Origin of the sequence: Oceanospirillum multiglobuliferum, assembly GCF_900167095.1 — a bacterium.
Classification (GTDB): domain Bacteria; phylum Pseudomonadota; class Gammaproteobacteria; order Pseudomonadales; family Halomonadaceae; genus Oceanospirillum; species Oceanospirillum multiglobuliferum.
Genome location: NZ_FUXG01000001.1, coordinates 144,017 through 170,481 on the forward strand (window position 1 = coordinate 144,017; position 26,465 = coordinate 170,481).

The 26,465-nt window shown below is 44.9% G+C and carries 23 protein-coding genes; 8 read left to right on the forward strand and 15 right to left on the reverse strand.

The genetic code is table 11. From position 1 onward, the window contains the following. Positions 1-2: 2 nt before the first annotated feature. Both B5D26_RS00645 and B5D26_RS00650 read right to left on the reverse strand, forming a co-directional pair. The gene (locus tag B5D26_RS00645; protein ID WP_078743752.1) at positions 3-422 is read right to left on the reverse strand and encodes a protein YgfX; all 420 of its coding nucleotides are present in this window, start codon (positions 420-422) and stop codon (positions 3-5) included. Beyond that, positions 382-660 carry an FAD assembly factor SdhE gene (locus B5D26_RS00650; RefSeq protein ID WP_078743753.1) on the reverse strand — a complete coding sequence of 93 codons (279 nt, stop codon included), beginning with the start codon at positions 658-660 and terminating at the stop codon, positions 382-384. The genes B5D26_RS00645 and B5D26_RS00650 overlap by 41 nt, the downstream gene beginning before the upstream one ends. A 223-nt stretch (positions 661-883) precedes the next feature. Here B5D26_RS00650 and ihfB point away from each other — a divergent pair, with 223 nt between their 5' ends. From ihfB to lapB, 3 genes are all read left to right on the forward strand, one after another. Beyond that, positions 884-1,180, forward strand: a complete 297-nt coding sequence (gene ihfB / locus B5D26_RS00655) for an integration host factor subunit beta (protein WP_078743754.1) — start codon at positions 884-886, stop codon at positions 1,178-1,180. A 115-nt stretch (positions 1,181-1,295) separates the two neighbouring features. Continuing rightward, positions 1,296-1,607 (forward strand): LapA family protein, encoded by a 312-nt coding sequence (locus B5D26_RS00660; protein WP_078743755.1) that lies wholly within the window; start codon positions 1,296-1,298, stop codon positions 1,605-1,607. Next, positions 1,600-2,811, forward strand: coding sequence for a lipopolysaccharide assembly protein LapB (lapB, locus tag B5D26_RS00665; protein ID WP_078743756.1), 1,212 nt, complete (start codon positions 1,600-1,602; stop codon positions 2,809-2,811). Before B5D26_RS00660 ends, lapB begins: the two co-directional genes overlap by 8 nt. 20 nt (positions 2,812-2,831) lie before the next feature. Here lapB and pyrF read toward each other — a convergent pair whose 3' ends face one another. Continuing rightward, entirely contained in the window at positions 2,832-3,545 is a 714-nt protein-coding gene (pyrF, locus tag B5D26_RS00670; protein WP_078743757.1) for an orotidine-5'-phosphate decarboxylase, read from the reverse strand. Between the two features lie 206 nt (positions 3,546-3,751). On the opposite strand from pyrF, the gene B5D26_RS16510 reads away from it, so the two are divergent. Then, the gene (locus B5D26_RS16510; protein ID WP_078743758.1) at positions 3,752-4,060 is read left to right on the forward strand and encodes a ComEA family DNA-binding protein; all 309 of its coding nucleotides are present in this window, start codon (positions 3,752-3,754) and stop codon (positions 4,058-4,060) included. A 68-nt stretch (positions 4,061-4,128) separates the two neighbouring features. Here the strand turns inward: B5D26_RS16510 and B5D26_RS00680 are convergent, their stop codons facing one another. After that, on the reverse strand, positions 4,129-4,890 hold the full coding sequence (locus B5D26_RS00680; RefSeq protein ID WP_078743759.1) for an SDR family oxidoreductase: 762 nt from the start codon (positions 4,888-4,890) through the stop codon (positions 4,129-4,131). A gap of 200 nt (positions 4,891-5,090) precedes the next feature. Between B5D26_RS00680 and B5D26_RS00685 the strand changes: the two genes are divergently transcribed. The 4 genes from B5D26_RS00685 (at position 5,091) to B5D26_RS00700 (ending at position 8,544) form a co-directional block, all read left to right on the forward strand. Continuing rightward, on the forward strand, positions 5,091-5,549 hold the full coding sequence (locus B5D26_RS00685; RefSeq protein WP_078743760.1) for an FxsA family protein: 459 nt from the start codon (positions 5,091-5,093) through the stop codon (positions 5,547-5,549). A 134-nt stretch (positions 5,550-5,683) separates the two neighbouring features. Beyond that, the gene (locus tag B5D26_RS00690) at positions 5,684-5,974 is read left to right on the forward strand and encodes a co-chaperone GroES (protein ID WP_078743761.1); all 291 of its coding nucleotides are present in this window, start codon (positions 5,684-5,686) and stop codon (positions 5,972-5,974) included. A 69-nt stretch (positions 5,975-6,043) separates the two neighbouring features. Further along, the gene (gene groL / locus B5D26_RS00695) at positions 6,044-7,687 is read left to right on the forward strand and encodes a chaperonin GroEL (RefSeq protein WP_078743762.1); all 1,644 of its coding nucleotides are present in this window, start codon (positions 6,044-6,046) and stop codon (positions 7,685-7,687) included. 128 nt (positions 7,688-7,815) lie between these two features. Beyond that, a complete protein-coding gene (locus B5D26_RS00700) occupies positions 7,816-8,544 on the forward strand; it encodes an RNA methyltransferase (RefSeq protein WP_159445554.1) in 729 nt (242 codons plus the stop codon). 65 nt (positions 8,545-8,609) lie between these two features. Here the strand turns inward: B5D26_RS00700 and B5D26_RS00705 are convergent, their stop codons facing one another. From B5D26_RS00705 to B5D26_RS00755, 11 genes are all read right to left on the reverse strand, one after another. Next, positions 8,610-10,241, reverse strand: coding sequence for a methyl-accepting chemotaxis protein (locus B5D26_RS00705; protein WP_078743764.1), 1,632 nt, complete (start codon positions 10,239-10,241; stop codon positions 8,610-8,612). 19 nt (positions 10,242-10,260) lie between these two features. Next, complete coding sequence (locus tag B5D26_RS00710; protein ID WP_078743765.1) at positions 10,261-10,527, reverse strand: hypothetical protein; 267 nt, start codon at positions 10,525-10,527, stop codon at positions 10,261-10,263. 6 nt (positions 10,528-10,533) lie between these two features. After that, entirely contained in the window at positions 10,534-12,600 is a 2,067-nt protein-coding gene (locus tag B5D26_RS00715) for an NHL repeat-containing protein (protein WP_078743766.1), read from the reverse strand. 195 nt (positions 12,601-12,795) lie between these two features. After that, entirely contained in the window at positions 12,796-14,475 is a 1,680-nt protein-coding gene (gene rpsA, locus B5D26_RS00720) for a 30S ribosomal protein S1 (protein ID WP_078743767.1), read from the reverse strand. A gap of 263 nt (positions 14,476-14,738) precedes the next feature. Next, a complete protein-coding gene (cmk, locus tag B5D26_RS00725) occupies positions 14,739-15,416 on the reverse strand; it encodes a (d)CMP kinase (RefSeq protein ID WP_078743768.1) in 678 nt (225 codons plus the stop codon). Between the two features lie 4 nt (positions 15,417-15,420). Continuing rightward, a complete protein-coding gene (locus tag B5D26_RS00730) occupies positions 15,421-17,634 on the reverse strand; it encodes a bifunctional prephenate dehydrogenase/3-phosphoshikimate 1-carboxyvinyltransferase (RefSeq protein WP_078743769.1) in 2,214 nt (737 codons plus the stop codon). After that, positions 17,631-18,731: a histidinol-phosphate transaminase gene (hisC, locus tag B5D26_RS00735; protein ID WP_078743770.1), complete on the reverse strand. Its 1,101-nt coding sequence runs from the start codon at positions 18,729-18,731 to the stop codon at positions 17,631-17,633. Before hisC ends, B5D26_RS00730 begins: the two co-directional genes overlap by 4 nt. 157 nt (positions 18,732-18,888) lie before the next feature. Then, the gene (gene pheA / locus B5D26_RS00740) at positions 18,889-19,977 is read right to left on the reverse strand and encodes a prephenate dehydratase (RefSeq protein ID WP_078743771.1); all 1,089 of its coding nucleotides are present in this window, start codon (positions 19,975-19,977) and stop codon (positions 18,889-18,891) included. 37 nt (positions 19,978-20,014) lie between these two features. Continuing rightward, entirely contained in the window at positions 20,015-21,100 is a 1,086-nt protein-coding gene (gene serC, locus B5D26_RS00745; RefSeq protein ID WP_078743772.1) for a 3-phosphoserine/phosphohydroxythreonine transaminase, read from the reverse strand. Positions 21,101-21,291: 191 nt separating this feature from the next. After that, positions 21,292-24,015 carry a DNA gyrase subunit A gene (gyrA, locus tag B5D26_RS00750; protein WP_078743773.1) on the reverse strand — a complete coding sequence of 908 codons (2,724 nt, stop codon included), beginning with the start codon at positions 24,013-24,015 and terminating at the stop codon, positions 21,292-21,294. 278 nt (positions 24,016-24,293) lie between these two features. After that, on the reverse strand, positions 24,294-26,279 hold the full coding sequence (locus B5D26_RS00755; RefSeq protein WP_078743774.1) for a methyl-accepting chemotaxis protein: 1,986 nt from the start codon (positions 26,277-26,279) through the stop codon (positions 24,294-24,296). Positions 26,280-26,465: the final 186 nt, after the last annotated feature.

A 26,465-nucleotide genomic window follows, 5' to 3' on the forward strand; every position in this document is an offset into this window, starting at 1 on the left:
TTTTAGCTAGCTAAGCGCAGTAATACCCTCAATTGTCGGCGTGCCTCAGCAGAGGCACTGTCGGGCCAAATATGCAGTCGATAACTTTGTCCGCGAGCATCAATAAACCAGCACCAAATAAATAAATCGGCAAATAATACTTTGCGAAACAACAGCACCTGCCGTGTCGCACCTGATTTATCTTTTAGGTGCCACTGTCCGTCATTGTAAGCACAGTGTTGAATTGTCGCATCATCACGAACAAAGTAGCTAATAGCCAATAAACTTAATAAACCATAGCAGACTGCAAAGAACAGTAGCAAAGAAGCAGAAAGTGGTAGATACAATAACAAGAAAATGAAAGGTATCAGATGGCTGAGCAAACGCCAGCCATCTAAAATTTTAGAGGGATTTAAAGTGATCCAGATCGCTGTTTTCTGCATATTCAATGATTTTTTCAACGATAATACGATGCTCAGGATGCTCAGGAAGCTCTCGACGCATCAACCAAACAAACAGATCTTGATCTTCACAAGCCAATAGATCTTCGTAACGTTTGCGATCATCCTGATCTAACTCTGCATAGTGATTTTTGATAAACGGCACCAAAAGCAGATCAAGTTCCCACATTCCACGACGGCTCTGCCAGTGCAGGCGATTGATCTCTGTTTCTAAACTCATTTCTAACCACAACCTTAAAGTTAAAGCACGATTGTGCCAGTATAACGCGCTCCAGTTTGATTCCCCAACAGGGTTAGACTAATGATCAGAAACAAAAAAGTATTTTTTTCCATTGATTTTTCACTAACCTTTTGTTTAATACAGGAATATGCTTAATTTAGTAAAACAACTAAGCTGGAAAAAGAACAATAAATGCTGATTAGCAGTAGGTAGGAGCGAAACCATGACTAAGTCTGAGTTAATTGAACAAATAAGCTTAAAGCAACCCGATCTCTCAGCAAAGGAGGTTGAGGCAGCGGTTCGTATTATTCTTGAGCAAATTGCAGAAGCATTAGCAAATGGTGGACGAGTTGAAATTCGCGGATTTGGTAGTTTCTCCCTACATTACCGCGAACCTCGCTCAGGTCGTAATCCTAAAACGGGTGAGTCTGTCGATCTTACTGGCAAATACGTACCTCACTTCAAGCCAGGTAAAGAGCTACGTGAACAAGTTGACGAAGCAAGAGAACAGCGCGACTAATCAATGTGATATGATGGGGAGACTGTTACTTCCCCTTATCTAGCAACAGGACAGATGAGATTCCTGCTAATTACTGGCATAATTCTGGCCACTTCAACATGATGCAGGAGTAAGTATGCGCTTGATTAAAAATGGGTTAGTGCTCATTGTAGCCTTGGCTTTATTGGTCACGGGAATACTCTTCGCGTCAAAAAATACTGCAAACTACCCAATAGATCTTATTTTTGTGCAGCTGCCTGAAATCAGTATCGCTTTTTTGGTGCTCACAAGCCTACTCATTGGCTTAATCACTGGCTGGCTACTGTCTCTTAGTACTTTTATGCGTATAAAAACGGCTCAAATAAAAGCTGAACGTGCACTAAAACTAGCTAGAAAAGAGTTAGATGCCTTACGTATTTCGGGTCTAAAGGACTCAAAAGATGAATGAATGGATGTTACTGCTAGTACTCATAGCAGCAATTGCCATTGGCTGGGGATTAGGAAGGTTTAGCTTAAAAAAAAGACATCGTAGCTCAACAGTTAACAGCGATAGCAGTGCACTAAACAAAGATTATTTTGCAGGTTTAACTTTTCTTCTCAATGATGAGCAGGATAAAGCTGTCGAAACCTTTATGCGATTGCTGGAGATTAACCCTGAGACTGTCGACACCCATATTGCGATGGGCAATCTTTTTCGCAGCAAGGGGGAAACAGAAAAAGCGATTCGCTTGCATCAAAATCTATTTGCTCGTCCCACTCTCAGTAGAGCGCTGACACATAAAATTCAACTTGAATTAGCACGGGATTTTTTTGCCGCTGGTTTATTTGATCGAGCAGAACGCTTATTGATAGAGCTCAATCAAATTGCACAAGACGATCTTCGCCTACAAAGCCAACGCCTGCTCATTCGAATCTATGAACAAGAGAAAGAGTGGCACAAAGCAATAGAGGTCAGTGCGCATAAACTACTAAAAGAAATACCTGAACAAAAAGCCGCTCTCGCACACTACTATTGTGAACTAGCTGAACAACAACTGACTCAAAATGATTTTAGCCAAGCCAAAAAAACATTGAAGCAAGCGCTGTACAATGACAGTAAGTGTATGCGAGCTAACTGGATTTGCGCCGAACTAGAGCTAAAAAACCATGCCTATAAAAAGGCCATTCACCTATTGCAACGTATTCCAGAGCAAGATCCTCGCTTTTATTCTGTCGTACTTCCCAAAATAGCAGAACATTTATCAACTAAAGAGTTGCATAACTATTTAGATCTTATTCTTAGAACCGCACCAAGCCATACTGCCATCAGCTTAAAAGCAAGCCTAATTGAGCAAGAGAGAGGCGCAGATGAGGCTTTTGAGTTTATTGCACAGCAAACAGCAGAGTTGAAAGCCGTTCCAATTAAGTTAGCCGCAAACATGCTACAGCTAGTGACAGCACCAAGCTCAGAGGTTCAAAATAAATTACAAAGAGTAGTTCAACAGCTAATAACCAGCAGTAATAAAGCGCACTACTATTTACGCTGTCAAAAGTGTGGCTATAAAAGTCAGCAAGTTGTGCTGTGGCAATGCCCCAAGTGTCGTCACTGGGGCACATTAAGACCAGATGATTTACTGACAACCGTCAGCACACCCATAAAAAACATACTGTAGCGGTTTAACTTTGAGTTAGTTTAGCTACGAGCAGCTCTAATTTCGGCCTCAATTAAGGCCAGCGCCTGCATAGGATCTTCAGCTTTTGTGATTGGACGACCGATCACTAAATAATCACTCCCATCTTTTAAGGCTTGCGCAGGCGTTACAATGCGCATTTGATCGCCTTTTTCGGCAAAGCTTGGTCGAATACCGGGCGTAACCAGCTTGAAGTCTAAGGGTAATACCTCACGTAACATGAGAGCTTCTTGAGCAGAACAAACAACACCATCTAAACCTGATTGCTCAGTTAAGGACGCCAAATGTAGCACCTGTTCTCTCAATGAGTAGTTTACTCCTGTTTCTTTCAACTGCTGCTCATTCATACTGGTCAGCACAGTCACTGCAATCAACAACGTGTTATGACCATTATCTCGCAAACGTTTAACAGACTCCTCCATCATCGGGCGCCCACCAGAAGCATGTACGTTTACCATCCATGCACCACAATCCGCTGCAGCTAATACCGCCTGAGCCGTTGTGTTTGGAATGTCGTGGAATTTCAGATCTAAAAAAACGTTAAAACCTTTTTTCGTTAGAGTTTCAACAATGGCAGGCCCAGAGCGAGTGAACAGCTCTTTACCCACTTTTAGCTGACAGCGCCCTGGTTCTAATTGGTCGACAAATGCCAGTGCTTGCGCAGCGTCAGCATAATCAAGGGCAACAATAACAGGATTCTCTGGGTGCAACGACATATCAAGGTTCCTCTAGAAAGTTACGAGATATTATAAGCTGCTTTCCCCTGACAAACACCCGTCTAAAGCCTAGAGGTTTCTCTCACAAGCCCAACTCACAATCACCTACATCAAGCATGGTTAAAGTATTACGGCAGAAATTTAGCTTATAGCCTACTTTCAAAAAGCAATCACTGAGGATTGTAGAAACTAAAAAGGATTTACTTATGAAAAAACTGGTCATCGCCCTGCTTTCACTGGCTCTATCTTTCGCACTCCCCCCTATCAGTTTCGCTGAAACAAGTACCGATACCACAAATAACGCCACTGTCTCTGAAAACTCAACTCAGATTAATATCAACCAAGCAGATATTAATACCCTTCAGCAGCTCAAAGGTATTGGCAAGAAGAAGGCTCAACTGATTGTGGATTATCGAACTCAAAATGGTGCTTTTAAAAGCATTGAAGAGCTTACACAAATAAAAGGTATCAGCCTGAAAACACTTGAGATGAACAAAGGACGTTTGTCTATTTAACTTTCAGAGGCTGAAAAAAAGGGAAGGCATCATAACCTTCCCTTTTACGCTCAACGTTTCCAATAAAATTAGATACGTAGACCACCATCACACTCAATCACACGACCAGTGAAGTAATCATTTTCAATGATGTACTCAACTGAATGAGCAATTTCATCAGGCTTGCCTAAACGATTCATAGGAATTACTGAACATACTTTTTCCAACGCTTCTGGCTTCATACCAGCAGTCATGTCAGTTTCGATGAAACCAGGCGCAATCGCACCAACGCGAATACCATAACGAGACAATTCTTTAGCCCAAGTAACGGCCATATTTGCCACACCAGCTTTAGCCGCAGTGTAGTTTGTTTGTCCCATGTTGCCTGAACGAGAAATACTAGAGATGTTGATGATTACACCTGCAATATTCTTCTCAATCATCTTGCATGCAGCTTCACGTGCACACAGGAAAACACCTGTTAGGTTAACGTCGATCACTTGCTGCCAATGCTCTAGAGACATTTTCTGCAAAACTTCGCCGTTCTTAGCCTTGATAAACAAGCCGTCACGAGTGATACCAGCGTTGTTAACCAGCACATCTAAACGGTCAAAATCAGATGCGATTTGAGTAAATACAGTTTCAACGCTTTCTTCGTTGGCAACGTTAGCGACATAAGTTTTCGCTTCGCTACCCGCTTCTTTAACCAAGGCTGCTGTTTCATCTAGTTTTTCTTGGTTAAGATCAATCAGAGCCAATTTAGCGCCTTTAGCCGCTAAACGTAGTGCCATTGAACGGCCTAGTCCCTGACCACCACCTGTGATTACGACTACTTTATCTTGAAGATCCATGGTAAAACCCCCTCAGTTCGCTTATGCGTGTATAGTTGTTTTCGATTGAATTCACCTGCGTTGTGCATTGCAATATAACTTATTTTTTTGCACTTGCGAAGCCTGTTTAAAACAAAGCCTGCATATTGAAAAAAACAATCTGCACCCCATATCAATTGTCACATTCAAAAATTAGCCTTCTGAGACAAATAAGGTTCTAGATGAACAAACTATTACTGCTATTCATTGCAGTACCATTGGTCGAAATGGTGGTGCTGATTAAGGTTGGTGAGCAAATTGGCGCTCTTAGCACCATCGCACTGGTTATATTGACGGCAGCTATCGGCATACATCTGTTAAAAAAGCAGGGTGTCGCAATGCTAAATCAAGCCAATTGGAAAATTAATCAAGGCCAGATTCCAGCAAAAGAGATGGCGGAAGGTATTGTGTTAGCGATTGGTGGCGCATTATTGCTTACACCGGGCTTTGTGACTGATGCCATTGGATTTGCCTGTTTAATACCTATTAGTCGACATTTTCTTTTAGGTGCTGTCTTGAAAAATATTAATGTCTCCCCAATTTATACACACAACAGCAAAACATCGTTTCATCAACCACCTGAGCAATCAAAGAATATTGACCCTCAGGTGCTTGAAGGTGAATTTGAACGAAAAAAATAGAATCAAGCTCTTGAAATTTCAGACTAAGGCCGCATATAGCGACTTATAGTTTGAACCCGAAAGGGTTAATACAAGAACGGGTTAAAACCCATATAAAGATTGAGAAATAACGATCTTTTAGGAGTATTTTGAGAATGAAAATCCAACCTTTGCATGACCGCGTAGTAATTCGTCGCAAAGAAGAAGAAACCACCACTGCATCAGGTATTGTTCTGCCAGGTTCAGCAGCTGAAAAGCCTAATCAAGGTGAAGTTGTTGCCGTAGGTCAGGGCCGCTTGTTGAACAACGGCGATATTCACCCGATGTCTGTAAAAGTGGGTGATAAAGTTCTATTCGGCCAATATGCCAGCAATGTTGTTAAGCTGGATGGCGAAGAGCTGTTAATCATGAGCGAAAGCGAAATTTTTGCAGTACTGGAAGCTTAATTCACAACCTCTTCATCTCGGTTGTTCCAGTCGATTAACTAAAAGATTTTCATATTAGGATTTTTCAAAATGGCAAAAGAAGTATTGTTTGGTGTTGATGCACGTCAGCGCATGCTAGTGGGTGTTAATATTTTAGCCGATGCGGTTAAAGCGACTTTAGGCCCAAAAGGTCGTAACGTAATTTTAGAAAAATCTTTTGGCGCACCAACCGTCACTAAAGATGGTGTATCTGTAGCGAAAGAGATCGAGCTAAAAGACAAGTTCGAGAACATGGGCGCTCAGATGGTGAAAGAAGTTGCTTCTAAAGCCAACGATGTGGCAGGTGACGGTACTACAACCGCTACAGTTCTTGCTCAAGCGATTGTGACTGAAGGTCTAAAATCAGTTGCTGCTGGCATGAATCCAATGGATCTGAAGCGCGGCATTGACAAGGCTACAGCAGCAGTTGTTGCTGAGCTGCAAAAAATGGCAGTGCCATGTACTGATACCAAAGCGATTGCTCAAGTAGGTACTATTTCTGCTAACTCTGATAGCACTGTTGGTAACATCATCGCAGAAGCGATGGAAAAAGTGGGCAAAGAAGGCGTTATCACAGTTGATGAAGGTCGTGGCTTTGAAGACGAGCTTGAAGTTGTAGAAGGTATGCAGTTTGACCGTGGCTACCTGTCTCCATACTTCATCAACAACCAAGACAAAATGTCAGTAGAACTAGATGATCCTCTACTGCTATTGGTTGATAAGAAAATCTCTAATATCCGCGAATTGCTACCAGTTCTAGAAGCAACTGCTAAATCTGGCAAGCCACTGGTTATTGTTGCAGAAGATATCGAAGGCGAAGCGTTAGCAACTCTAGTTGTGAACACTATGCGTGGTATCGTTAAAGTTGCAGCAACTAAAGCTCCTGGTTTCGGTGATCGTCGCAAAGCAATGCTACAAGATATCGCAATCTTGACTGGCGGTACTGTGATCTCTGAAGAAGTAGGTCTAAGCCTAGAAACGACTACTTTAGAGCATCTGGGCACTGCTAAGCGCGTGACCATGAGCAAAGAAAACACAACAATCATCGATGGCGCTGGTAATGCAGCAGATATCGAAGCACGTGTTGCTCAGATTCGCGCTCAAATGGAAGAAACTACTTCTGATTACGACCGTGAAAAACTGCAAGAGCGCGTAGCTAAACTTGCTGGTGGTGTTGCGGTAATCAAAGTGGGTGCGGCCACTGAGATGGAAATGAAAGAGAAGAAAGCTCGTGTTGAAGATGCTTTGCACTCAACTCGCGCAGCGGTAGAAGAAGGTGTTGTACCTGGCGGTGGTGTTGCTCTGATTCGTGCTTTATCAACAGTTAAAGACATGAAGGGCGACAACCATGATCAGAATGTTGGTATCGAACTAGCATTCCGTGCAATGGAAGCACCTCTACGTCAGATCGTTTCTAACGCAGGTGAAGAAGGTTCTGTTGTTGTAGCTAACGTACGTGCTGGCTCAGGTAACTACGGTTACAACGCCGCTAACGGTGAATATGGCGACATGATCGAGATGGGTATTCTTGATCCAGCTAAAGTCACTCGCTCTGCACTACAAGCTGCCTCTTCTATCGCTGGTCTAATGATCACAACTGAAGCAATGGTTGCTGATGTACCAGCAGAAAAAGGCGCAGGCATGCCGGATATGGGCGGTATGGGCGGTATGGGTGGCATGGGCGGTATGATGTAATTCATCCCCCTTACGTCTCCTCAGATAGGCTCAGTCCTCTCGATTGAGCCTTGTCTGCAAAGCCTCGCAACTCGCGGGGCTTTTTTATTGACAGCCCTGACCCAAAGGGCAATTAAATGAAGTGCTTTATGTTAAAACGTATCCGTATTGTGCTGGTTAACACCTTTCATCCGGGCAATATTGGCTCCGCCGCCCGAGCGATGAAAGTAATGGGCTTAACCCATCTTTATTTGGTCGCCCCACAAAGCTTTCCTGATGCAGAAGCTTCTGCAATGGCCGCAGGCGCAGAAGATATTCTGACCCAAGCCATTGTGGTTAGTACACTAGAAGAAGCAATCGGCGACTGTCAGCATGTGGTGGCCACCAGCGCCCGACCTCGGTCACACCAAGCTCCAGCAATGACTCCTGCCGAATGTGCAACATTTGTTTCTAAGCAGTCAGAACAGGACGAAATCGCTATTGTTTTTGGCCGTGAGCGTAGCGGGTTAACCTCCGATGAATATGCTCTTTGTAACCGCCATGTGTTCATTCCAGCAAACCCTGACTATTCCATTTTAAATATGGCTGCGGCGGTACAGATTATCTGTTATGAGCTTTATCAAAGAAGCCTGACAGAGTTTTACCCAGTAACTCAGAGTGAGGCTTTACCTGATGCAAAAGAAATGAGTTATTTCTTCGACAATATGTCTGTTCAACTAGAACAATCAGGGTATTTTAACGGCAAGCCTAAAGCTGCAACTCTAGGTAAGTTACGCGCTTATTTTCAGCGTAATCCACCTAATATTTCAGAGTTAGGCCTATTACACGGCATTATGAGACGCTTAACACCACAATCTAAAAAAGTTGATAAGGTTTAAGCTAAAACACAAAAGAGGCACTTTAGCCTCTTTTGTGTAATATCAGATTTTAGGCAAACCCATATCTAACTAATCTTAAACCGTTTGATCATACCAATCATTTTTTGTGCCACATTTTGCAGTTCATTACTGGCTTGGGCCATCTGAGTGGATTCAGCCGCAACATTGGTAGTGAGATCTCTTAAACTCACAACATTGTGATTAATATTGGCAACCGTTGTACTTTGTTCTTCAGAGGCCGCTGCAATTTCTTGGTTCATACGTTGAATAGCACTGACTTCATCAGCAATACTCTCCAAAGCTGTCCCTGCAGATGCTGAGGTGCTAGCTGCGGCAACTGCTTTTTCTGCACCTTTACTCATTACGCTCACAGCTTGTTCAGCTGCACCTTGTAATTTTTCAACAATAGTTTGAATTTCAGTAGTCGACTCTTGCGTCCGTTGCGATAACGTGCGGACCTCATCCGCTACAACAGCAAAGCCACGCCCTGCCTCGCCTGCTCGTGCTGCTTCAATAGCAGCATTCAAGGCTAATAGGTTAGTTTGCTCAGCAATACCGCGAATCACTTCTAATACGGTATCAACATTGCGACTATCCTCCGCAAGCTTAGCAATCACCTCTCCTGCTTGACCAATATCTTCTGACAACATCTGCGCTTCAGATATATTGCGCTGAATGATTTTCTGACTGGCCTGTGCTTCACTCGTTGCTTGTGCGGTAGATTCTGTTGCCTGTACTGTACGAGAGGTGACTTCGTCAACGCTAGCCATCATCTGTAACATTGCGCTAGCCAGTTGTTCTGCTTCATCTTTTTGGCGACCCACACTGTCATCAACAGAGCTTGTTGAGGCTGCCATCTGAGTAGCAGAAGAGGCCAAACGTTCAGCTGAGTGACTAACCTCTTGCATAATACCTTGTATAGAACTCACAAAATGATTGAAATATTTAGCTAGAGCAACAAGCTCTTTGCTGCCTTCTTCTTTTAAACGCTGAGTTAAGTCGCCATCACCCTGCGACAGGTCTTTCATCGCCTGCACAGTTTTATTCAAAGGCGTGGTGATGCTGCGGATGAAAAAGGCCAAAATTAGGGACAGAATGACCAAAATTATGCTGCCATTGAGAATAGACTTCAGCTCAGACGTGGTGATATCTGCTTGTAAGGCGTCCATATTTAAACCACTGCCCACAGTCCACTGCCAAGGAGCAAAATAAGTGGCATAGCTGGTTTTAGGGTCTAATTGCTCTTTATTTTTAGCATTTGGCCATTTGTAATCGACAAATCCACCTCCTGCACGCGCTTTATCGTAAAGTGCTTGTACAAACATATTACCTGTAGGGTCTTTTAAGCCTGTGATTTTCTTACCGATCAGTTTCTTAACACCATTGGCAATAGCAATACCCTCTTTGTCACCGACAAACACGTAGTTACCATTATCAAAGCGCATTGCAGATACAGCCGCTAGAGCCTGCCTTTTGGCTTCATCTTCAGATAAAGCACCCTGTTGGCTCAGCTCATGGTAATGGGTCATTACACCTACAGCACTTTCAACAAGTAAAGTAACCCCTTTTTCATAGCTGCTACGCAAATGCTCTCGCATTTTCGCTGCATCCATTAAAGTATTCGCCAACAATCCAATCGCAAATAGCCCCAAAATCATCCACGCTCGTGTTGCGATAGATATTGATGATTGCCCCATTGCAAATTACTCCATTTGATTAGCCCTGAGGCCCAGTTAAACATTGCTTTGCCAATAACTGTTGATGCGCCTCTTGAAGTTGATTCAATTGATCAACAAGTCGGTCATCATCTACATCTCTTTGACATGACGTTGAGATAACATCCCTGAAGTGATTAAGGAGCCGATCTGACTCGCTTATAGAAGCTACCTTCATGACGGCTTCTTGAGAGGTTTTTTCAGCTATTTGAACAGGATGCTGTTTAACTTTTAGCCTTATTTTTGAAGCCTTATTAAAAACACTCATTACCTTTTACTCCGGTTCAAACTGATATAAATTAATTCGATTTAATGCACAGTCAGGTAGATAAATTTTGCCATTTTTGACATGCATGAGATAAGGCATCCACATTTGACCTAAATTTTGATCTGCCCCGAAGCCACTAAAACTATTAATAAACTGCCCATCTATGTTGAAAACTTTAATAGCCCTATTAACTAGATCAGATACAAATATATAGCCTCTGTCGTGCTCTATACTGGTTGGAAGTAAAAAGTTATCGCCTGCGGAACCATAACCAGCTTGCCCCCAACTTCGCAGGAACTGGCCATTGCCATCAAAGACTTGAATCCTATTATTAAACTGATCGCTTACATAGCAATGGCCTTGCATATCTACTGTAATATCAGAAGGGGTATGAAACTCTCCTTCTTGATCACCAAGCCTACCGAAAACATCTACCAGACCTACTATGCCAGCAGCATTCAAGCGCCAGCGTGAGATACGATTATTGCCTGAATCTGCAATTAAAATATCATTTGTAGTAGGGTCTACCGCTATGCCCTGAGGCTTGCTCAACTGCCAAGGTTCAGAGCCCAATGCACCAAAAACGGTATAGGGAATTAGCTCATCCAAAGGGGGATAATATTGATAAATTGTGACAATTCCGCTTAAAAAATTGCTAACGACCAATAAAGGGGAGTCATAATGGTATTGATTAGGCAAAGGCGTTGAAGGCTTTAGTGCAACAATACCCAATGAACCTGGTAATAAAGGCAAACTTGCTTTTCTAGCGCTATCAACATCAGCTTTGTCTGAGGCTTGAAGCTGGTAGTTACCTGCATCAACCATCCAAAGTACATCAGATGTACCGAGTTCTTTTTTAGGTATAAAAAGATTGATCCAGCTTCGCTGCCAACGCTGTAACCACTCTGTTTGCCAGCTTAAACTCATGCTGAGCCAAGCAGGCATCGCTTCAGGCTGCAAAGCTTTCAAGACCTGCTCTTGCAAACTTTGCTGTTGTTCAATTAGGCGCTCCAAGGGGCTTTCTAGCGTAGGTGTTGAGCTTGGTCTTAATGTAGATAACTCACCTGCCGTTGAAGTGACAAAATGCAACTGCCCGAACTGATCACGTTCATCACCTATAGATTTAAGCACCAATGTTGAACGCTGGTTGTCTTTCTGTAGCGCCCGCAGATTAATTTCATGAAGTTGTACTGAGGCTAAAATAGGCTCAGTGATAAGTAACCTATTACTCTCTGGAAATGCAGTGATTTGAATCGGTGCAAAAAAGCCTTGTAAAAGGCCTTGGCGACGACCATTTAATCCGTATACAGCAATAGAATTCGCTTCTGCGCCTGGGATTAAAATTCGACCTTGAATCACTGATACATCACGAGCCAGCTCTAAACCATCTATATAGGGTTTATTGGTTGCAGAAAAAGGCATTGATTGCCCTTTCCAGTCACACCGAATAACGGTATTAAAACCAGTGTTAGCGATATAAAGAAGGCCCTTCTCATCAATGCTTAAACCTTGCGGCCATAGCAAGTGTAAAGGCTCATCAAGGGTTGGGCCTGTAATTGCCTTAATCTCGTAAAGATATTGACCTAGCTCATCAAAAATAACTAAACGGCTTTCGCCATTTTCCCCTTCGTAGAATTCATCGGCTACACAAAGTTTGCCCTCATGATAGACGATACCATTTGGCCCCTTGAGCTCAACTGTTGCGCTATTACCAAAATGATTGATAGGTTCAATGGCTGACAGGTCATCATAATTTAAGATATGTACCCGTTTGTTACCAATATCTGTGACATAAATCCAGTTTTTATTAGGATGCGCTAACAATCGGAAAGGCATATTGAACTGCTGAGCACCGCTACCAACAGTGCCATAAATTTGTAGCACCTGTTCTAGCGTTTTATCCAGAATCACCAAACGATTATGTGCGGTGTCTGCAACCCAAACACGTCCTAGGCGGTCAATACAACTGCCCACGGGGGTGTTAAAAGAGAGATTGCCATTAGCGGGGGTTGGTAAAGTATCAGAGAAGTGATTACTACTTTGACCAATATAAGACCGATACGAAATTCCCATCTGCCATTCCTTGTGACTGTATTTGGCGCTTAATAAAACAGTCTATTTATTACAACTATATGTATTTATGCAATTTAGCAACAAAACGGGGGAATTCAAGCCTTCTAAGCCAAAAAGCTGTAGTGCATCAAATTTTAAATAAAAAAAAGCCACCGCAAATGCGGTGGCTTTTTAGAACGATCTAATCAATAACGATTAGTTTTGTTCCATTTGCTGCTTGATCAAGTCACCAATTGTGGTTGGACCTGCAGCTTCAACTTCTTGCGAACGTACTTTCGCTAGAGCCGCTTTCTCGTCTGCTGCATCTTTCGCTTTTACAGACAAGTTGATGATGCGGTTTTTGCGATCGATGCTAACGATCTTCGCTTCAACTTCATCACCTTCGTTCAGTGCGTTACGTGCATCTTCAACTTTGTCACGGCTGATTTCTGAAGCTTTCAGAACAGCAGTTACGTCAGCTGCTAGCTCAACGATGGCTTCTTTTGCATCAACAGATACAACTTTACCAGTCACTAGGATGCCTTTGTCATGCTCAGATACGTACTCAGCAAATGGATCGCTTTCCAGCTGCTTGATACCTAGAGAGATGCGCTCACGCTCTGGATCGATAGACAGGATGATTGTCTCGATCTCGTCGCCTTTCTTGTACTTGCGAACAGCTTCTTCGCCAGTTTCGTTCCAAGAAATGTCTGACAGGTGAACCAGACCATCGATGCCGCCATCTAGACCGATGAAGATACCGAAGTCAGTGATTGACTTGATAGAGCCAGACACTTTGTCGTTCTTGTTGAACTTGCCAGAGAACTCTTCCCATGGGTTAGCAGTGCACTGCTTGATACCCAGAGAAATACGACGACGCTCTTCGTCGATATCCAGAACCATAACACCCACGTCGTCACCAACGTTAACCACTTTAGATGGGTGAATGTTTTTGTTAGTCCAATCCATTTCAGAAACGTGAACCAGACCTTCAACACCTTCTTCCAGCTCAGCGAAGCAGCCGTAATCTGTCAGATTAGTAACACGTGCAGTTACTTTAGTGCCTTCTGGGTAACGAGCAATGATATTCACCCATGGGTCTTCGCCCAACTGCTTCAGACCTAGAGAAACACGGTTACGATCACGGTCGAACTTCAGTACTTTAACGTTGATTTCGTCACCAACGTTTACGATTTCGCTAGGATGCTTGATACGCTTCCAAGCCATATCAGTGATGTGCAGCAGGCCGTCAACACCGCCTAGATCTACGAACGCACCGTAGTCAGTCAGGTTCTTAACGATACCTTTAACTTCTTGACCTTCTTGCAGGTTCGCTAGCAGCTGCTCGCGCTCTGCAGAGTTTTCTGCTTCCAGAACTGAACGACGAGAAACAACAACGTTGTTACGCTTAGGATCCAGTTTGATTACACGGAAGTCTAACTCTTTACCTTCAAGGTGAGTTGTGTCGCGAACAGGACGCACATCAACCAAAGAACCTGGTAGGAACGCACGGATGTTGCAAACGTCAACTGTGAAGCCGCCTTTAACTTTACCGTTGATCACACCTTTAACGATTTCGTTCTTCTCGAATGCTTCTTCTAGACCTTTCCAAGACTCAGCACGTTTCGCTTTTTCACGAGACAGACGAGTTTCACCGAAGCCATCTTCAACAGCTTCAAGTGCTACTTGTACTTCGTCGCCAATTGCTAAAGTGAACTCTTCACCTTCGTTAACAAACTGAGAGCGTGGGATAACGCCTTCAGATTTTAGACCCGCGTGTACCGTTACCCAGTCGCCATCGATATCGATAACAACGGCAGTAACAATGGCACCCGGCTCCATGTTAACTTCTTGAAGGCTCTGTTCAAACATTTCAGCAAAGCTTAATTCGCTCATTATTTTTCCTACGTGATCAACAAGTTAAGGGATAGACAATCAAAGCGTTAAGCACCTCTTATCGATTGAAGATTAAGCGCCAAACGTTTATGTAGATTGCTTCTCCACAGTCTCCGTATCACCAGCGAATACGGGCTTCATGCAAAATGTGTTTGATAGTGTTAACGCTGGTTCAGACAGTGGCTGTTTATCAGAAAAGGAACAGCCACTCCCTATGACACTGCAATCAAACACGCGCCAGAAATAATTCAATACAAAAACGATCAAACCAAAGCTTTCGCCTTTGCCTGATCCAAGATGTAGGTCACCACTTCCGGAATGGTCATTTCAGTTGTATCTAACATGATAGCATCATCGGCGGGCTTTAGAGGGGCAACAGCACGATTCATATCACGACCATCGCGAGATTGTATCTCGCTTAAAATGGCTTGGAATTTAGCATCAATACCTGCCGCTTGCAACTGCTTTACGCGTCTAGTCGCACGTTCTTCTGCACTTGCCGTCAGATAGATCTTCAAGGGCGCATCAGTAAACACAACTGTACCCATATCACGACCATCTGCGACAACACCAGGCGCTTGATTAAAATCACGCTGACGCTGCAATAAAGCATCGCGTACCGCAGTTAAAGCCGCCACTTTAGAGGCGTTATTACCACAGGCTTCTGTGCGAATCGCTTGGGAAACCTCTTCACCCTCTAGCATCACCCTTACAGGTTCATTTTCTGCACCGGGTAAAAAAGCAACGTCAAGTTGGCGGGCGATATTGGCCAACTCAGCTTCATCGTCAAAAGCCACTTGATGACGTTCAGCCGCCAATGCAGTTAAACGATACAAGGCGCCGCTGTCTAATAAATGCCAACCCAAAGTTGCTGCAATAATTTGGCTAATAGTGCCTTTACCTGCACCACCGGGGCCATCTAAAGTGATAACAGATGCCATAAGCCTAGCCCTCTACCTTTTCAACTTTAAGATTCATGCCCGCGCCATTAGCTAACTCAACAAAGCCAGGGAACGAGGTCGCAACATTGGCACAATCTTCGATGAAAATCTCACCCTGTGAGCGCAAAGAAGCTACTGCAAATGACATGGCGATACGGTGATCATCACGGCTATGCACAGCACCACTTTGAAGAGTACCCCCTGTAATATCAATACCGTCGTCAACCACCGTGCACTCGATACCCAGTGCAAGCAGACCATCGGCCATCACTTGAATGCGGTCGCTTTCTTTAACTCGTAACTCTTCAGCGCCACGCAAACGGGTCACACCTTGTGCGCAAGCCGCTGCGATGAAAATAACAGGAAATTCATCAATGGCTAAAGGCACTTGATCTTCAGGAATATCAATACCTTTTAACTGAGCTGAGCGCACACGAATATCCGCAACAGGCTCTCCACCCACTTCGCGCTCGTTTTCTAGGCTAATATCAGCCCCCATCAAACGCAGAATATTAATCACACCTACGCGTGTTGGATTTAAGCCAACGTGCTCAATCGTGATGTCTGACCCTTCTGCAATAGAGGCTGCTACCATAAAGAAAGCCGCAGAAGAGATATCAGAAGGTACATCAATATCGGTTGCTGTCAATTTACCGCCACCGATAACTGTTGCAGATGCACCCTCACGCGCCACAGGATAACCAAAACCTGTCAACATACGCTCTGTATGATCACGGGTAGGCGCTGGCTCTACCGTTGTAGTTTCGCCTTGGGCATACAAGCCTGCCAATAAGACACAAGATTTCACCTGTGCACTGGCCATTGGCATATCATAATGAATACCTTTTAGCGCTTGTCCACCACGAATAATCATTGGTGGACGTCCACCCTCTGACGTTTCAACTACAGCACCCATTGCACGTAGCGGCGCTGCAACACGCTCCATTGGGCGCTTACTGAGAGAGGCATCACCCGTTAATTCAACATCAAAGTTCTGACCCGCCATTAAACCCGCCAACAGACGCATAGACGTGCCAGAGTTACCTAAATACAGCGCCCCTGCCGGTTTGGTTAAGCCCTTCAAGCCAACCCCGTGTACGGTCACTTCGCCCTGATGCGGACCCTCAATTACAACGCCCATATCGCGGAACGCTTGTAGCGTAGCCAAGCTGTCTTCACCTTCAAGGAAACCTGTAATATGGGTAACACCTTCCGCTAAAGAACCCAGCATGATGGAACGGTGGGAAATTGATTTATCGCCCGGAACACGTAGTCGACCTGACAACGCTTTACCAGGTGCTGCACGGTAATGAATCAATGTGTTTTGCATAGGAATATAAGCCGAATTATCCAAAATTCTTGAAAAATGATCCCGTGCTGATTTTGCACGGGTAAAAATACCTAACATCGCATCGCTGTCTGACTGCTCTACCGCAGCTCGCAGACGCGCAACACCCTCTTCAAAATGTCCAAGGGCCTGTAGTACCGCATCACGATTGGCGATAAAAATGTCCCGCCACATCACCGGATCACTGGCCGCAATACGGGTAAAGTCACGGAAGCCACCTGCGGCATAGCGGAAAATTTCTAAATTTTCATCTTGGCGCGCTAAAGTATCGACCAGTGAGAATGCCAAAAGGTGTGGCAAATGGCTCGTAGCCGCTAGCACTTCATCGTGGCGGGCGATCTCCATCGTCAACACTTCTGCACCACAGGCTTCCCAAAGCTGGGTCACAGTTTGTATCGCCAACGCTGAGTTACAAGGTGCTGGTGTGACAATCACTTTATGACGCTGATACAGATCGACCTTCGCAGCCATTACACCGCTCTTTTCAGAACCTGCAATAGGATGCCCCAAAACAAAGTTTACAGGCAGTTGTCCCCAAGTGCGCTCTGCTGCTGCCAAAACAGAACCTTTACTGCTTCCCACATCTGTAACAATACTGTCTGCTCGCAAATAAGGTGCAATCTGTTGCATCACCGTTTCCATTGCGATAACAGGCACCGACAAAATGATCAGATCGGCTTGTGCGACCCAATCGGTTGCCATCACAGAGCCTTGGTCGATCATGCCCAGTTTTAACGCTAGGTCAATTTCCGATTGATCTCGGTCACAGCCAATAAGCGTGCCACCTAGCTGAGCAGCCTTTAACGCTTTCGCTAAAGACCCCCCTATAAGCCCTAACCCTATGATAAGGGTTGTCTTGATTTGCTTCACCCCAGCACCTTCTCTAATGCTTCAATAAAGCGCTGATTTTCAGCCATAGTACCAATAGAGATACGCAGATGGTTTGGCATTTGATAAGCCCCAACAGGACGAACAATCACGCCTTCGTGCAACAAGGCTTGATCAACAGGGCCTGCAGGACGTCCCACATCAACACAGACAAAGTTACCCACAGAAGGAATATAACTTAATCCTAGGCGCTTAAACTCAGACTCCAGATAAGCCATGCCTTGTTGGTTTAACTCAACACCTTTTCGTAAGTAATCCGTATCCGCCAAAGCTGCAATCGCTGCTTCTTGTGCCATCATATTGACGTTAAAAGGCTGACGAATACGATTTAAAATATCTGCAACCTGTGGATTGCTGACACTGTAACCCACCCGCAAACCGGCTAAGCCATAAGCTTTTGAGAAAGTGCGTGTGACAACCAAATTCGGATAGTCGTTTAATAGCGTAATACCATTCGGGAACTCAGCTTCAGACACATACTCGGTATAGGCTTCATCTAAAACCACAATAATGCGCTCTGGCACTTGATCTAGAAATGCACGTACCTCAGTTTCTGTTAACCAAGTACCCGTCGGATTATTAGGGTTGGCAATAAAAATAACGCGGGTTTTCTCAGTGATCGCTGCGGCCATCGCCTCAAGATCATGCCCCCAGTTTTTAGCGGGCACTACAATATGCTGTGCGCCAATGGCTTGGGTCACAATCGGGTAAACCGCAAAGGCGTGTTGAGAATATAAAGACGCACTATGCCCAGTTAAATAAGCGCGAGCAATTAGCTCTAAAACATCATTAGAACCATTGCCTAATGTGACTTGATTGGCGGCAACACCTAATTGCTCTGCAATAGCACTGCGTAAACGAAAGCCTGCACCATCAGGATAACGGGTCAGCTCTGGTAAGACTTTTTCAATGGCGGCTAAGGCTTTTGGGCTTGGCCCAAGGGGGTTTTCATTACTGGCAAGTTTAACAATATTGCTAATACCCAGCTCGCGCTCTAACTCTTCAACCGGCTTACCCGGCTGATAAGGCTGTAAACCCTGCACACCTTTGTTGGCTAATTCGATAAAGTCACATGCCATGATGAAATCTGCCTTGTCAGTGATGGTACTGCGAAATGGTTAAAGTCGACGACTCACGCTGTTGTTAAAACGGGAGGACAAGCCTCCCGTTTGGTTACACCTATTAACAAACAATAGGGCAACGATTTAGATAGAGATTACCGCTAAAAGCAACTTTTTACAGTACACCCTTAGGGTATGAGCCTAAAATTTTCATATCTGATACACGCTGACCGATCTCTTTCAGTGCAGTTTGTACTTTCTCATCACCCGCATGACCGGCAAAGTCGATGAAAAACACATAGTTCCAAGCCCCTACTTTTGAAGGGCGAGTTTCTACACGCGTTAAATCAATACCTAAACGGTGGAATGGTTCTAATAAATCATGCAAAGCACCCGGCTGATTGCGGGTGGCCACCATTAAGGAGGTTTTATCATCACCGCTGGCCAGCACCTCCTGATTACCGATAATCAGGAAGCGAGTAGAGTTGTCAGGCTGATCTTCAATACGTTCCGCCAATTTTTCCAACCCATACAGCTGGGCAGCCATATCCCCAGCGATTGCGGCTGAATGCCATTCACTTTGCACCAAGCGTGCCGCTTCAGCGTTGCTACTTACCGCGATACGCTCAGCGGTTGGATAGTGCTGATCTAACCACTTACGGCACTGCGCCAACGAGGACGAATGGGAATAGATGCGTGAAATCTTATCACGACGGGTATTCGTACCTACCAGTAGATACTGGTGGATACGCAACACCACTTCACCCGATATTTTTAGTGATGAATCAATAAAGCTGTCTAAGGTATGGCTAATCACGCCTTCTGTTGAGTTCTCAACAGGCACCACACCATAGGCCACCGCACCCGCTTCTACTTCGCGGAATACATCATCAATCGAGGCCATTGGCGTAGTAACAGCCGAATGCCCAAAGTGCTTGAGGGAAGCCTCTTGAGTGAAAGTACCCTCTGGACCTAAGAACGCTACTTTTACAGGCTCTTCTAGTGCCAAACAAGCGGACATGATTTCACGAAACAAGCGCGCCATCTCTTCATCAGAAAGCGGGCCTTGATTGCGCTCCATCACACGGCGTAAAACCTGCGCTTCACGCTCTGGTCGATAAAACTGCACATCACCACCAGAAGCTTGTTTCACTTCGGCTACTTTTTGTGCGCACTGTGCACGCTGATTGATCAGCGTTTGAATCTGTTGATCAATTTGATCAATTTGGTCGCGTAATATTGCGAGCTGCTCTGCTTCTGTCATTATTTTGAATCCTTGCTTTAAGCTTTAATCTGCCTTACTAACCTTGACGCTGTTCAAAATCGGCCATAAAGGCGATCAATGCATCAACCGCAGCTTCTGGCACTGCGTTGTATAGACTTGCACGCATACCACCTACAGAACGGTGACCTGCGAGGTTAAGTAAGCCAGCAGCTTCCGCCTCTTTTAGGAACACCGACTCTAGCTTTGCATCAGCCAAAGTGAATGGCACGTTCATAATCGAGCGGTTGGGTATCGCAATAGGGTTACCATAGAAGGCACTGTTATCGATTGCAGTATAAAGTTTAGCGGCTTTACGCTGGTTAATTTCAGCCATTTTATCAATGCCGCCGACTTCGTTTTTCAGCCAGTCAAATACTAAACCTGATAAGTACAGTGCGTAAGTTGGAGGCGTGTTGTACATCGAATCATTATCAGCAGCGACTTTATAGCTGAACATAGTTGGGTTTTGTGCCAACTCACGTCCTAATAAGTCTTCGCGCACGATCACGATGGTTAAACCTGCTGGGCCGATATTTTTCTGCGCGCCGGCGTAGATCAAACCAAACTGACTGATATCAATAGGTGCAGATAAAATGTCAGATGACATATCGCAGACTAAAGGCACATCACCCACTTGTGGTACATAATCAAACTGCAAACCACCAATGGTTTCATTACTGGTGTAATGCAAGTAAGCCGCATCTTCAGAGAGTTGCAACTCTGATTGGCTTGGTGCAATAAAGAAGTTTCGGTCTTCGGTGCTTGCGGCAATGTTCACGTTGCCATAACGCTTGGCTTCTGCAATGGCTTTTTTCGACCAGACACCAGTGTTCACATAATTGGCTTGACCACCTTGCCCTAACAGGTTTAGAGGCACCATCGCAAACTGGCTGCTTGCGCCACCTTGCATAAACAACACTTTGTAATTATCTGGAACACCAAGCAAATCGCGAAAATCTTGCTCTGCTTTTTTGGCAATAGCGACAAACTCATCACTGCGATGACTCATTTCCATTACGGAAAGACCGCGGCCCTGCCAATCAAGAATCTCCGCTTGAGCTGTTTTAAGAACCGCTTCAGGAAGTGCTGCGGGACCTGCACAAAAGTTATATTTACGTGTCATTCTGGTGTTCTCATAGAAGAAGATAAACTTCTTTTAAACCTTCTGTTAGTTGAAACTAGGGGTAATCAAGCTTGCACTTTGCAACCCGCTATTTTCGCTCTGCAATCAACTTGCGTTATTTTCACTTGCTCTCTCCACTTGACTAGATCTATAGCAAGTGAAACAAAACAGGGGCCTAAGCCCCTGTTGTTTTATGCCTCGTCGGAGGCTGGTGTTTGGCTATCTGTCGGCTGTTCAGGCGCTTGTACTTCGGTTTCTACCGAAGCATCATTCTGCGCCTCATCAGACAAATCGTCTACACCTTCGGGTTCATTCACTTGCACTACAGTGACCAAGCGTTCTTCATCAGACAAACGAATCAAGGTAACACCTTGAGTGTTCCGGCCTGAAATCGAAACTTCGCTGACTCGAGTACGCACCAATGTACCTTGGTCGGTAATCAGCATCATTTCATCAGCGCTAGACACTTGAATTGCCGCAACAAGCTGACCGTTACGCTCGCTGGTTTGCATGGCGATTACGCCCTGACCACCACGTCCGTATACAGGGAAAGCTTCTAGGCGAGTACGTTTACCGTAGCCGTTTTCTGATGCCGTCAGAATATAGATCTCTTGATCTTCTAGCACCGCTGATTCGCCGTCAATAGCGTCAACGGCCTCTACAACTTGCTCCTCATCCTCTGAGGCAATCACGTTGGTTTGAGGAATAATCAAAGAGATCACCTGAGCGCCCTCAGGTAAACGCATACCGCGTACACCACGAGCGGTACGACCCATTGCGCGCACATCGTTTTCATCAAAGCGAATCATCTTTCCGGCGCTGCTTAATAGCATCACATGCTGAGTACCATTGGTAATCGCAGCACCAATCAAACGGTCACCCTCTTCAATATCCAGTGCAATCAAACCGCTGCTACGTGGACGAGAGAACTGACTTAAAGCGGTTTTCTTCACTGTGCCTTTGGCGGTTGCCATAAAGACATAGTGATCCTCTTGATATTCACGTACAGGTAAAATTGCACTGATCTGCTCGCCTTCATCTAACGGTAGCAAGTTCACCATTGGACGACCGCGAGAGCCACGACCCGCTTGCGGCAGCTCGTAAACTTTTAGCCAGTACACTTTACCTTTGTTGCTGAACAGCAGCACCGTGTCATGGGTTGAAGTCACCAATAAGTGTTCAACCACATCTTCATCTTTTACTGCGGTAGCAGATTTACCACGACCACCACGACGCTGAGCACGGTAATCACTGAGTGGCTGCGCTTTGGCATAACCAGTACGAGAAATGGTCACCACCATATCTTCTTCGGTGATCAGATCTTCCATCGTCAGATCAAGTTGGCTGCTGATGATCTCGGTGCGACGAGGCTCGCCATACTGATCTCGAATCGCCACCATCTCTTCACGAATCACCTGTAGCAACTTCTCAGAATCAGCCAGAATACTGCCCAACTCTGCAATTTTACCCAGAATTTCCTGATATTCGTTCAGTAGTTTTTCATGCTCAAGACCTGTTAGGCGATGCAGGCGTAACTCAAGAATGGCTTGTGCTTGGGCAGGGGATAGATAATAGCTGTCATCACGTAAGCCAAACTCGGCCTCTAACTCATCAGGACGGCAAGAATCTGCACCTGCGCGCTCCAACATCGCAATCACATTGCCCGGCGTCCAAGGATTCGCTAACAGCTTCTCTTTTGCTTCAGCAGCTGATGGAGAGGTACGAATCAACTCAATGACAGGGTCAATATTAGCCAACGCAATGGCCAAACCTTCTAACAGGTGACCACGCTCACGGGCTTTACGTAACTCATAAACAGTGCGACGAGTGACGACTTCGCGACGGTGACGCAGGAAAGCCTCAATCAGTTGCTTTAGGTTCATCACCTTCGGCTGACCATTTTCCAGTGCCACAATGTTGATACCGAAAACGTTTTGCAACTGAGTTTGTGCAAATAGGTTATTAACAACCACTTCACCAGACTCACCACGCTTCAGCTCAATCACAACCCGCAAGCCATCTTTATCTGACTCATCGCGTAGCTCTGAGATACCTTCGATCTTCTTCTCTTTTACCAACTCAGCGATACGCTCAATCACGCGCGCTTTGTTCAGTTGATAAGGGATCTCATGGATGATGATGGTTTCACGATTGGTTTTGTCATCACGTTCAATGGTATGACGAGCACGCACATAAATGCGACCACGACCTGTACGGTATGCCTGTAGAATACCTGCACGGCCATTGATAATCGCAGCCGTTGGAAAATCTGGCCCTGGAATAAATTCCATCAGATCATCAACACTGAGATCGGGATCATCCAAAAGCGCTAAGCAACCATTGATTACCTCCGCCAAATTGTGCGGCGGAATATTGGTTGCCATACCCACAGCAATACCCGAAGAACCGTTGACCAATAGATTAGGTACACGGGTCGGTAGTACTTCAGGAATGCGCTCGCTACCGTCGTAGTTGTCTACAAAATCGACGGTTTCTTTGTCTAGGTCAGCCAACATTTCATGAGAGATGCGAGCCATACGCACTTCGGTATAACGCATCGCCGCCGCATTATCGCCGTCAATCGAACCAAAGTTACCTTGACCATCGACCAACATATGACGCATCGAAAAAGGCTGTGCCATACGTACAATGGTGTCGTAAACCGCACTGTCACCATGAGGGTGATATTTACCGATTACGTCACCCACCACACGGGCAGATTTTTTATAGGCTTTATTCCAATCATTGCCTAATTCGTGCATCGCAAATAACACACGACGGTGTACCGGTTTAAGACCATCACGTACATCAGGCAACGCGCGCCCGACAATTACGCTCATGGCATAGTCTAAATACGACTGTTTTAACTCGTCTTCGATATTGACCGGCAGAATCTCTTTAGCAAATTCACCCATGAGTATCCGAATCCTTTATCGCCAACACTTTGGTCGCAGCGGCAGCTTATTAACAGCACTGCAACGCTTCGTTTGTAAAATTCGCTGGATTATACCCTTTTTTGTGCTCCATATCAGCTATTTAGCGTTCTGAGGCTTTCTGAGACGAAGACAACGTAATGGTAAAGATTCTAGGGTGGGTGGGAGTTTAACGCAGAGGGCGAATAGCGTTAATATTCACCCTTGTTTTGACAAAACAAGCAGTTCAATAGGTTATACGCCTATCTATTCTTTGATCATCATAGCAGTAGTTCTTTTTTATTACGCGACACACCCAGTGCGCTCGAAATCCACAATACTTTCTCGTGTACCTCAGTCTGAACTGACAGAATTACATCTTCTGCTTGACGGGCTTGCTGCTCCATTTCCTCCATTGAGCAGATAAAGACCTCAACTTGCGCCACTTGGCTACGTGCTACAGCTGCACCTTGATGGGCAAAGCTTGCAGCTTTATCAGAGTGCCCCTGTACGACCTGTGACATTTCCAACAAATAAGTTGCTGCTGTTTTTTGTTCTTCAGCAGCAACTGAAATTTCTGCCATATTGGTTTTTAAGCCTGTGGAGGCTCTTTTTAGCTGATCCAAAATCAAGCCAATTTTAGAAACTGAACTTTGAGTTTCCATTGAAAGGTTGCGTACTTCATCCGCAACAACGGCAAAGCCCCGTCCATGTTCTCCGGCTCGCGCTGACTCAATCGCAGCATTAAGAGCCAACAGGTTAGTTTGATCCGAGATACCACTGATCACATCTAAAATGCTGGTCACTTCATCTACGGCACTGACCAGTTGATCTAAAGAGTTACGCCCTTGGGCAAGCGTCTCAATTGTTTGCTGACTGGCAATCTCAACATTACGCGCACTCTTTTGACTATCTACCATAAAGCTTGCGGTTTCACGGGCAAAATTCTCTACCTGTGTTGAACTGGCATTAACATCTTTTGCCAGACGCGTCAGTTCATTAGTAAAACTGTGAGACTTGGAGACATAATTACGAGTTTCGTTGGCCGTCTTACTGATAGTGTCGATATCTGATAGTACCACTTCTAATGAATCAGTAATTTGGCCCAGCTGTTGAGTTTTTTCTTGCTGTTGGAGCTGCATTTTTTCAATCAGATGATTGAAATTAATAGCGATAGCACCCGTTTCACTTTCGGGGCTACGCACGGGAATTAACTTCATTTCACCACTGCTGACTAAGCGATTAATTGCAGCAGAAAGCTCATTTAAGCCTTTTAATACCACTCGACTTTGAAACAGATGCAAGACAAAGGCAACGGCGACAATTAATGCCACGTAGCAGATAAAGATAAAGCGAACCTGCTCGTCTAGCTCCGCACGGTGCTGAATAATGGCATCTTGCCCATCGGCGATGCGAATCTCTAACTGATCAATCAAACCATTCACGGCTTTACGACTGGTAACACCTAATTCAATATTGTTTAAGGTGCTTTCTAGCTCTGACGGATAGCGACGTACCAAGCTTTGCAAAGCAGAGATTAAATCATCCCCCTTATCAACTTTGGGCTGCCCTTCTGATTGTTCATCTCCCCAGCCCATCAAAGCCTGCATATCATCTTCTTCTTGCTCGACATAAATGCCAAGCCTTGGTAACAGTTGCAGACTCTTTACATTAGTACCCAGTTGATTCACACGCTCAAGTAAAGAGCTACGATAAGATGCATTACCTGTATCTGCAAACTGCTCGCGTAAGCTTTTCACCCTAACAAGACCAAGCGCCAGCTCATGCAGTTGTTGTTGATAACGCTGGGCTACAGCATTATTCACAACAGCACCTTCGATACTGTAGTCATAAAGGCTGTCGATACTGTCTGCGATCTCTTTTTCAGCTTGTATCAGTAAGCCTTTCTGATTGCCCGCAAGCTTGCCTGCACCACGAAACTGTCCTGTCAAACCTTGTTCTAGCGCTTTCAATGAGGGCTGTATTGAGGCCGAAACCTGTGAAGGTAATAGCGGCAAGCGCTGCTCAGCCAGTTGTTTTAATTGCTGCTCAGCCCGATTTAACTCGACGGCATCGCCTGTTGATAAATAGTTTTGTACTGTTTTACGCAGATCAATAGACACTTCTTCTTTTAGTACTGCATATTCTTGAGTGGCTGTAAACGCGCTATTTAACCGCTTCAACCCCCAAAGCAAGGTTGCGGCTAAAGAGATCGCAATAAGTACAAGAACTACTGAGGTTGCACGGGTTACCGTCGCAATTTTCATATAATGGTCAGCCTTTCCTATATGGAGAGATCACTGCTTTAACCTGTTAATAGGCACAAGCTAATCGCATCTAAATAAGGCAACCTTGCCAAACTAAAATGACACTTAGCTGACAGTTTTATGACAGTTGCATTTCAATACACTAACCTTACAGCTCAAAGCCTCACCAAATCTATGTGGAAGCTT

Bases quoted from the DNA above. Each gene is read 5' to 3' on its own strand.
- B5D26_RS00645 (WP_078743752.1), bottom strand. From the start codon at position 422: ATGCAGAAAACAGCGATCTGGATCACTTTAAATCCCTCTAAAATTTTA.
- B5D26_RS00650 (WP_078743753.1), bottom strand. From the start codon at position 660: ATGAGTTTAGAAACAGAGATCAATCGCCTGCACTGGCAGAGCCGTCGT.
- ihfB (WP_078743754.1), top strand. From the start codon at position 884: ATGACTAAGTCTGAGTTAATTGAACAAATAAGCTTAAAGCAACCCGAT.
- B5D26_RS00660 (WP_078743755.1), top strand. From the start codon at position 1,296: ATGCGCTTGATTAAAAATGGGTTAGTGCTCATTGTAGCCTTGGCTTTA.
- lapB (WP_078743756.1), top strand. From the start codon at position 1,600: ATGAATGAATGGATGTTACTGCTAGTACTCATAGCAGCAATTGCCATT.
- pyrF (WP_078743757.1), bottom strand. From the start codon at position 3,545: ATGTCGTTGCACCCAGAGAATCCTGTTATTGTTGCCCTTGATTATGCT.
- B5D26_RS16510 (WP_078743758.1), top strand. From the start codon at position 3,752: ATGAAAAAACTGGTCATCGCCCTGCTTTCACTGGCTCTATCTTTCGCA.
- B5D26_RS00680 (WP_078743759.1), bottom strand. From the start codon at position 4,890: ATGGATCTTCAAGATAAAGTAGTCGTAATCACAGGTGGTGGTCAGGGA.
- B5D26_RS00685 (WP_078743760.1), top strand. From the start codon at position 5,091: ATGAACAAACTATTACTGCTATTCATTGCAGTACCATTGGTCGAAATG.
- B5D26_RS00690 (WP_078743761.1), top strand. From the start codon at position 5,684: ATGAAAATCCAACCTTTGCATGACCGCGTAGTAATTCGTCGCAAAGAA.
- groL (WP_078743762.1), top strand. From the start codon at position 6,044: ATGGCAAAAGAAGTATTGTTTGGTGTTGATGCACGTCAGCGCATGCTA.
- B5D26_RS00700 (WP_159445554.1), top strand. From the start codon at position 7,816: ATGTTAAAACGTATCCGTATTGTGCTGGTTAACACCTTTCATCCGGGC.
- B5D26_RS00705 (WP_078743764.1), bottom strand. From the start codon at position 10,241: ATGGGGCAATCATCAATATCTATCGCAACACGAGCGTGGATGATTTTG.
- B5D26_RS00710 (WP_078743765.1), bottom strand. From the start codon at position 10,527: ATGAGTGTTTTTAATAAGGCTTCAAAAATAAGGCTAAAAGTTAAACAG.
- B5D26_RS00715 (WP_078743766.1), bottom strand. From the start codon at position 12,600: ATGGGAATTTCGTATCGGTCTTATATTGGTCAAAGTAGTAATCACTTC.
- rpsA (WP_078743767.1), bottom strand. From the start codon at position 14,475: ATGAGCGAATTAAGCTTTGCTGAAATGTTTGAACAGAGCCTTCAAGAA.
- cmk (WP_078743768.1), bottom strand. From the start codon at position 15,416: ATGGCATCTGTTATCACTTTAGATGGCCCCGGTGGTGCAGGTAAAGGC.
- hisC (WP_078743770.1), bottom strand. From the start codon at position 18,731: ATGGCATGTGACTTTATCGAATTAGCCAACAAAGGTGTGCAGGGTTTA.
- pheA (WP_078743771.1), bottom strand. From the start codon at position 19,977: ATGACAGAAGCAGAGCAGCTCGCAATATTACGCGACCAAATTGATCAA.
- serC (WP_078743772.1), bottom strand. From the start codon at position 21,100: ATGACACGTAAATATAACTTTTGTGCAGGTCCCGCAGCACTTCCTGAA.
- gyrA (WP_078743773.1), bottom strand. From the start codon at position 24,015: ATGGGTGAATTTGCTAAAGAGATTCTGCCGGTCAATATCGAAGACGAG.
- B5D26_RS00755 (WP_078743774.1), bottom strand. From the start codon at position 26,279: ATGAAAATTGCGACGGTAACCCGTGCAACCTCAGTAGTTCTTGTACTT.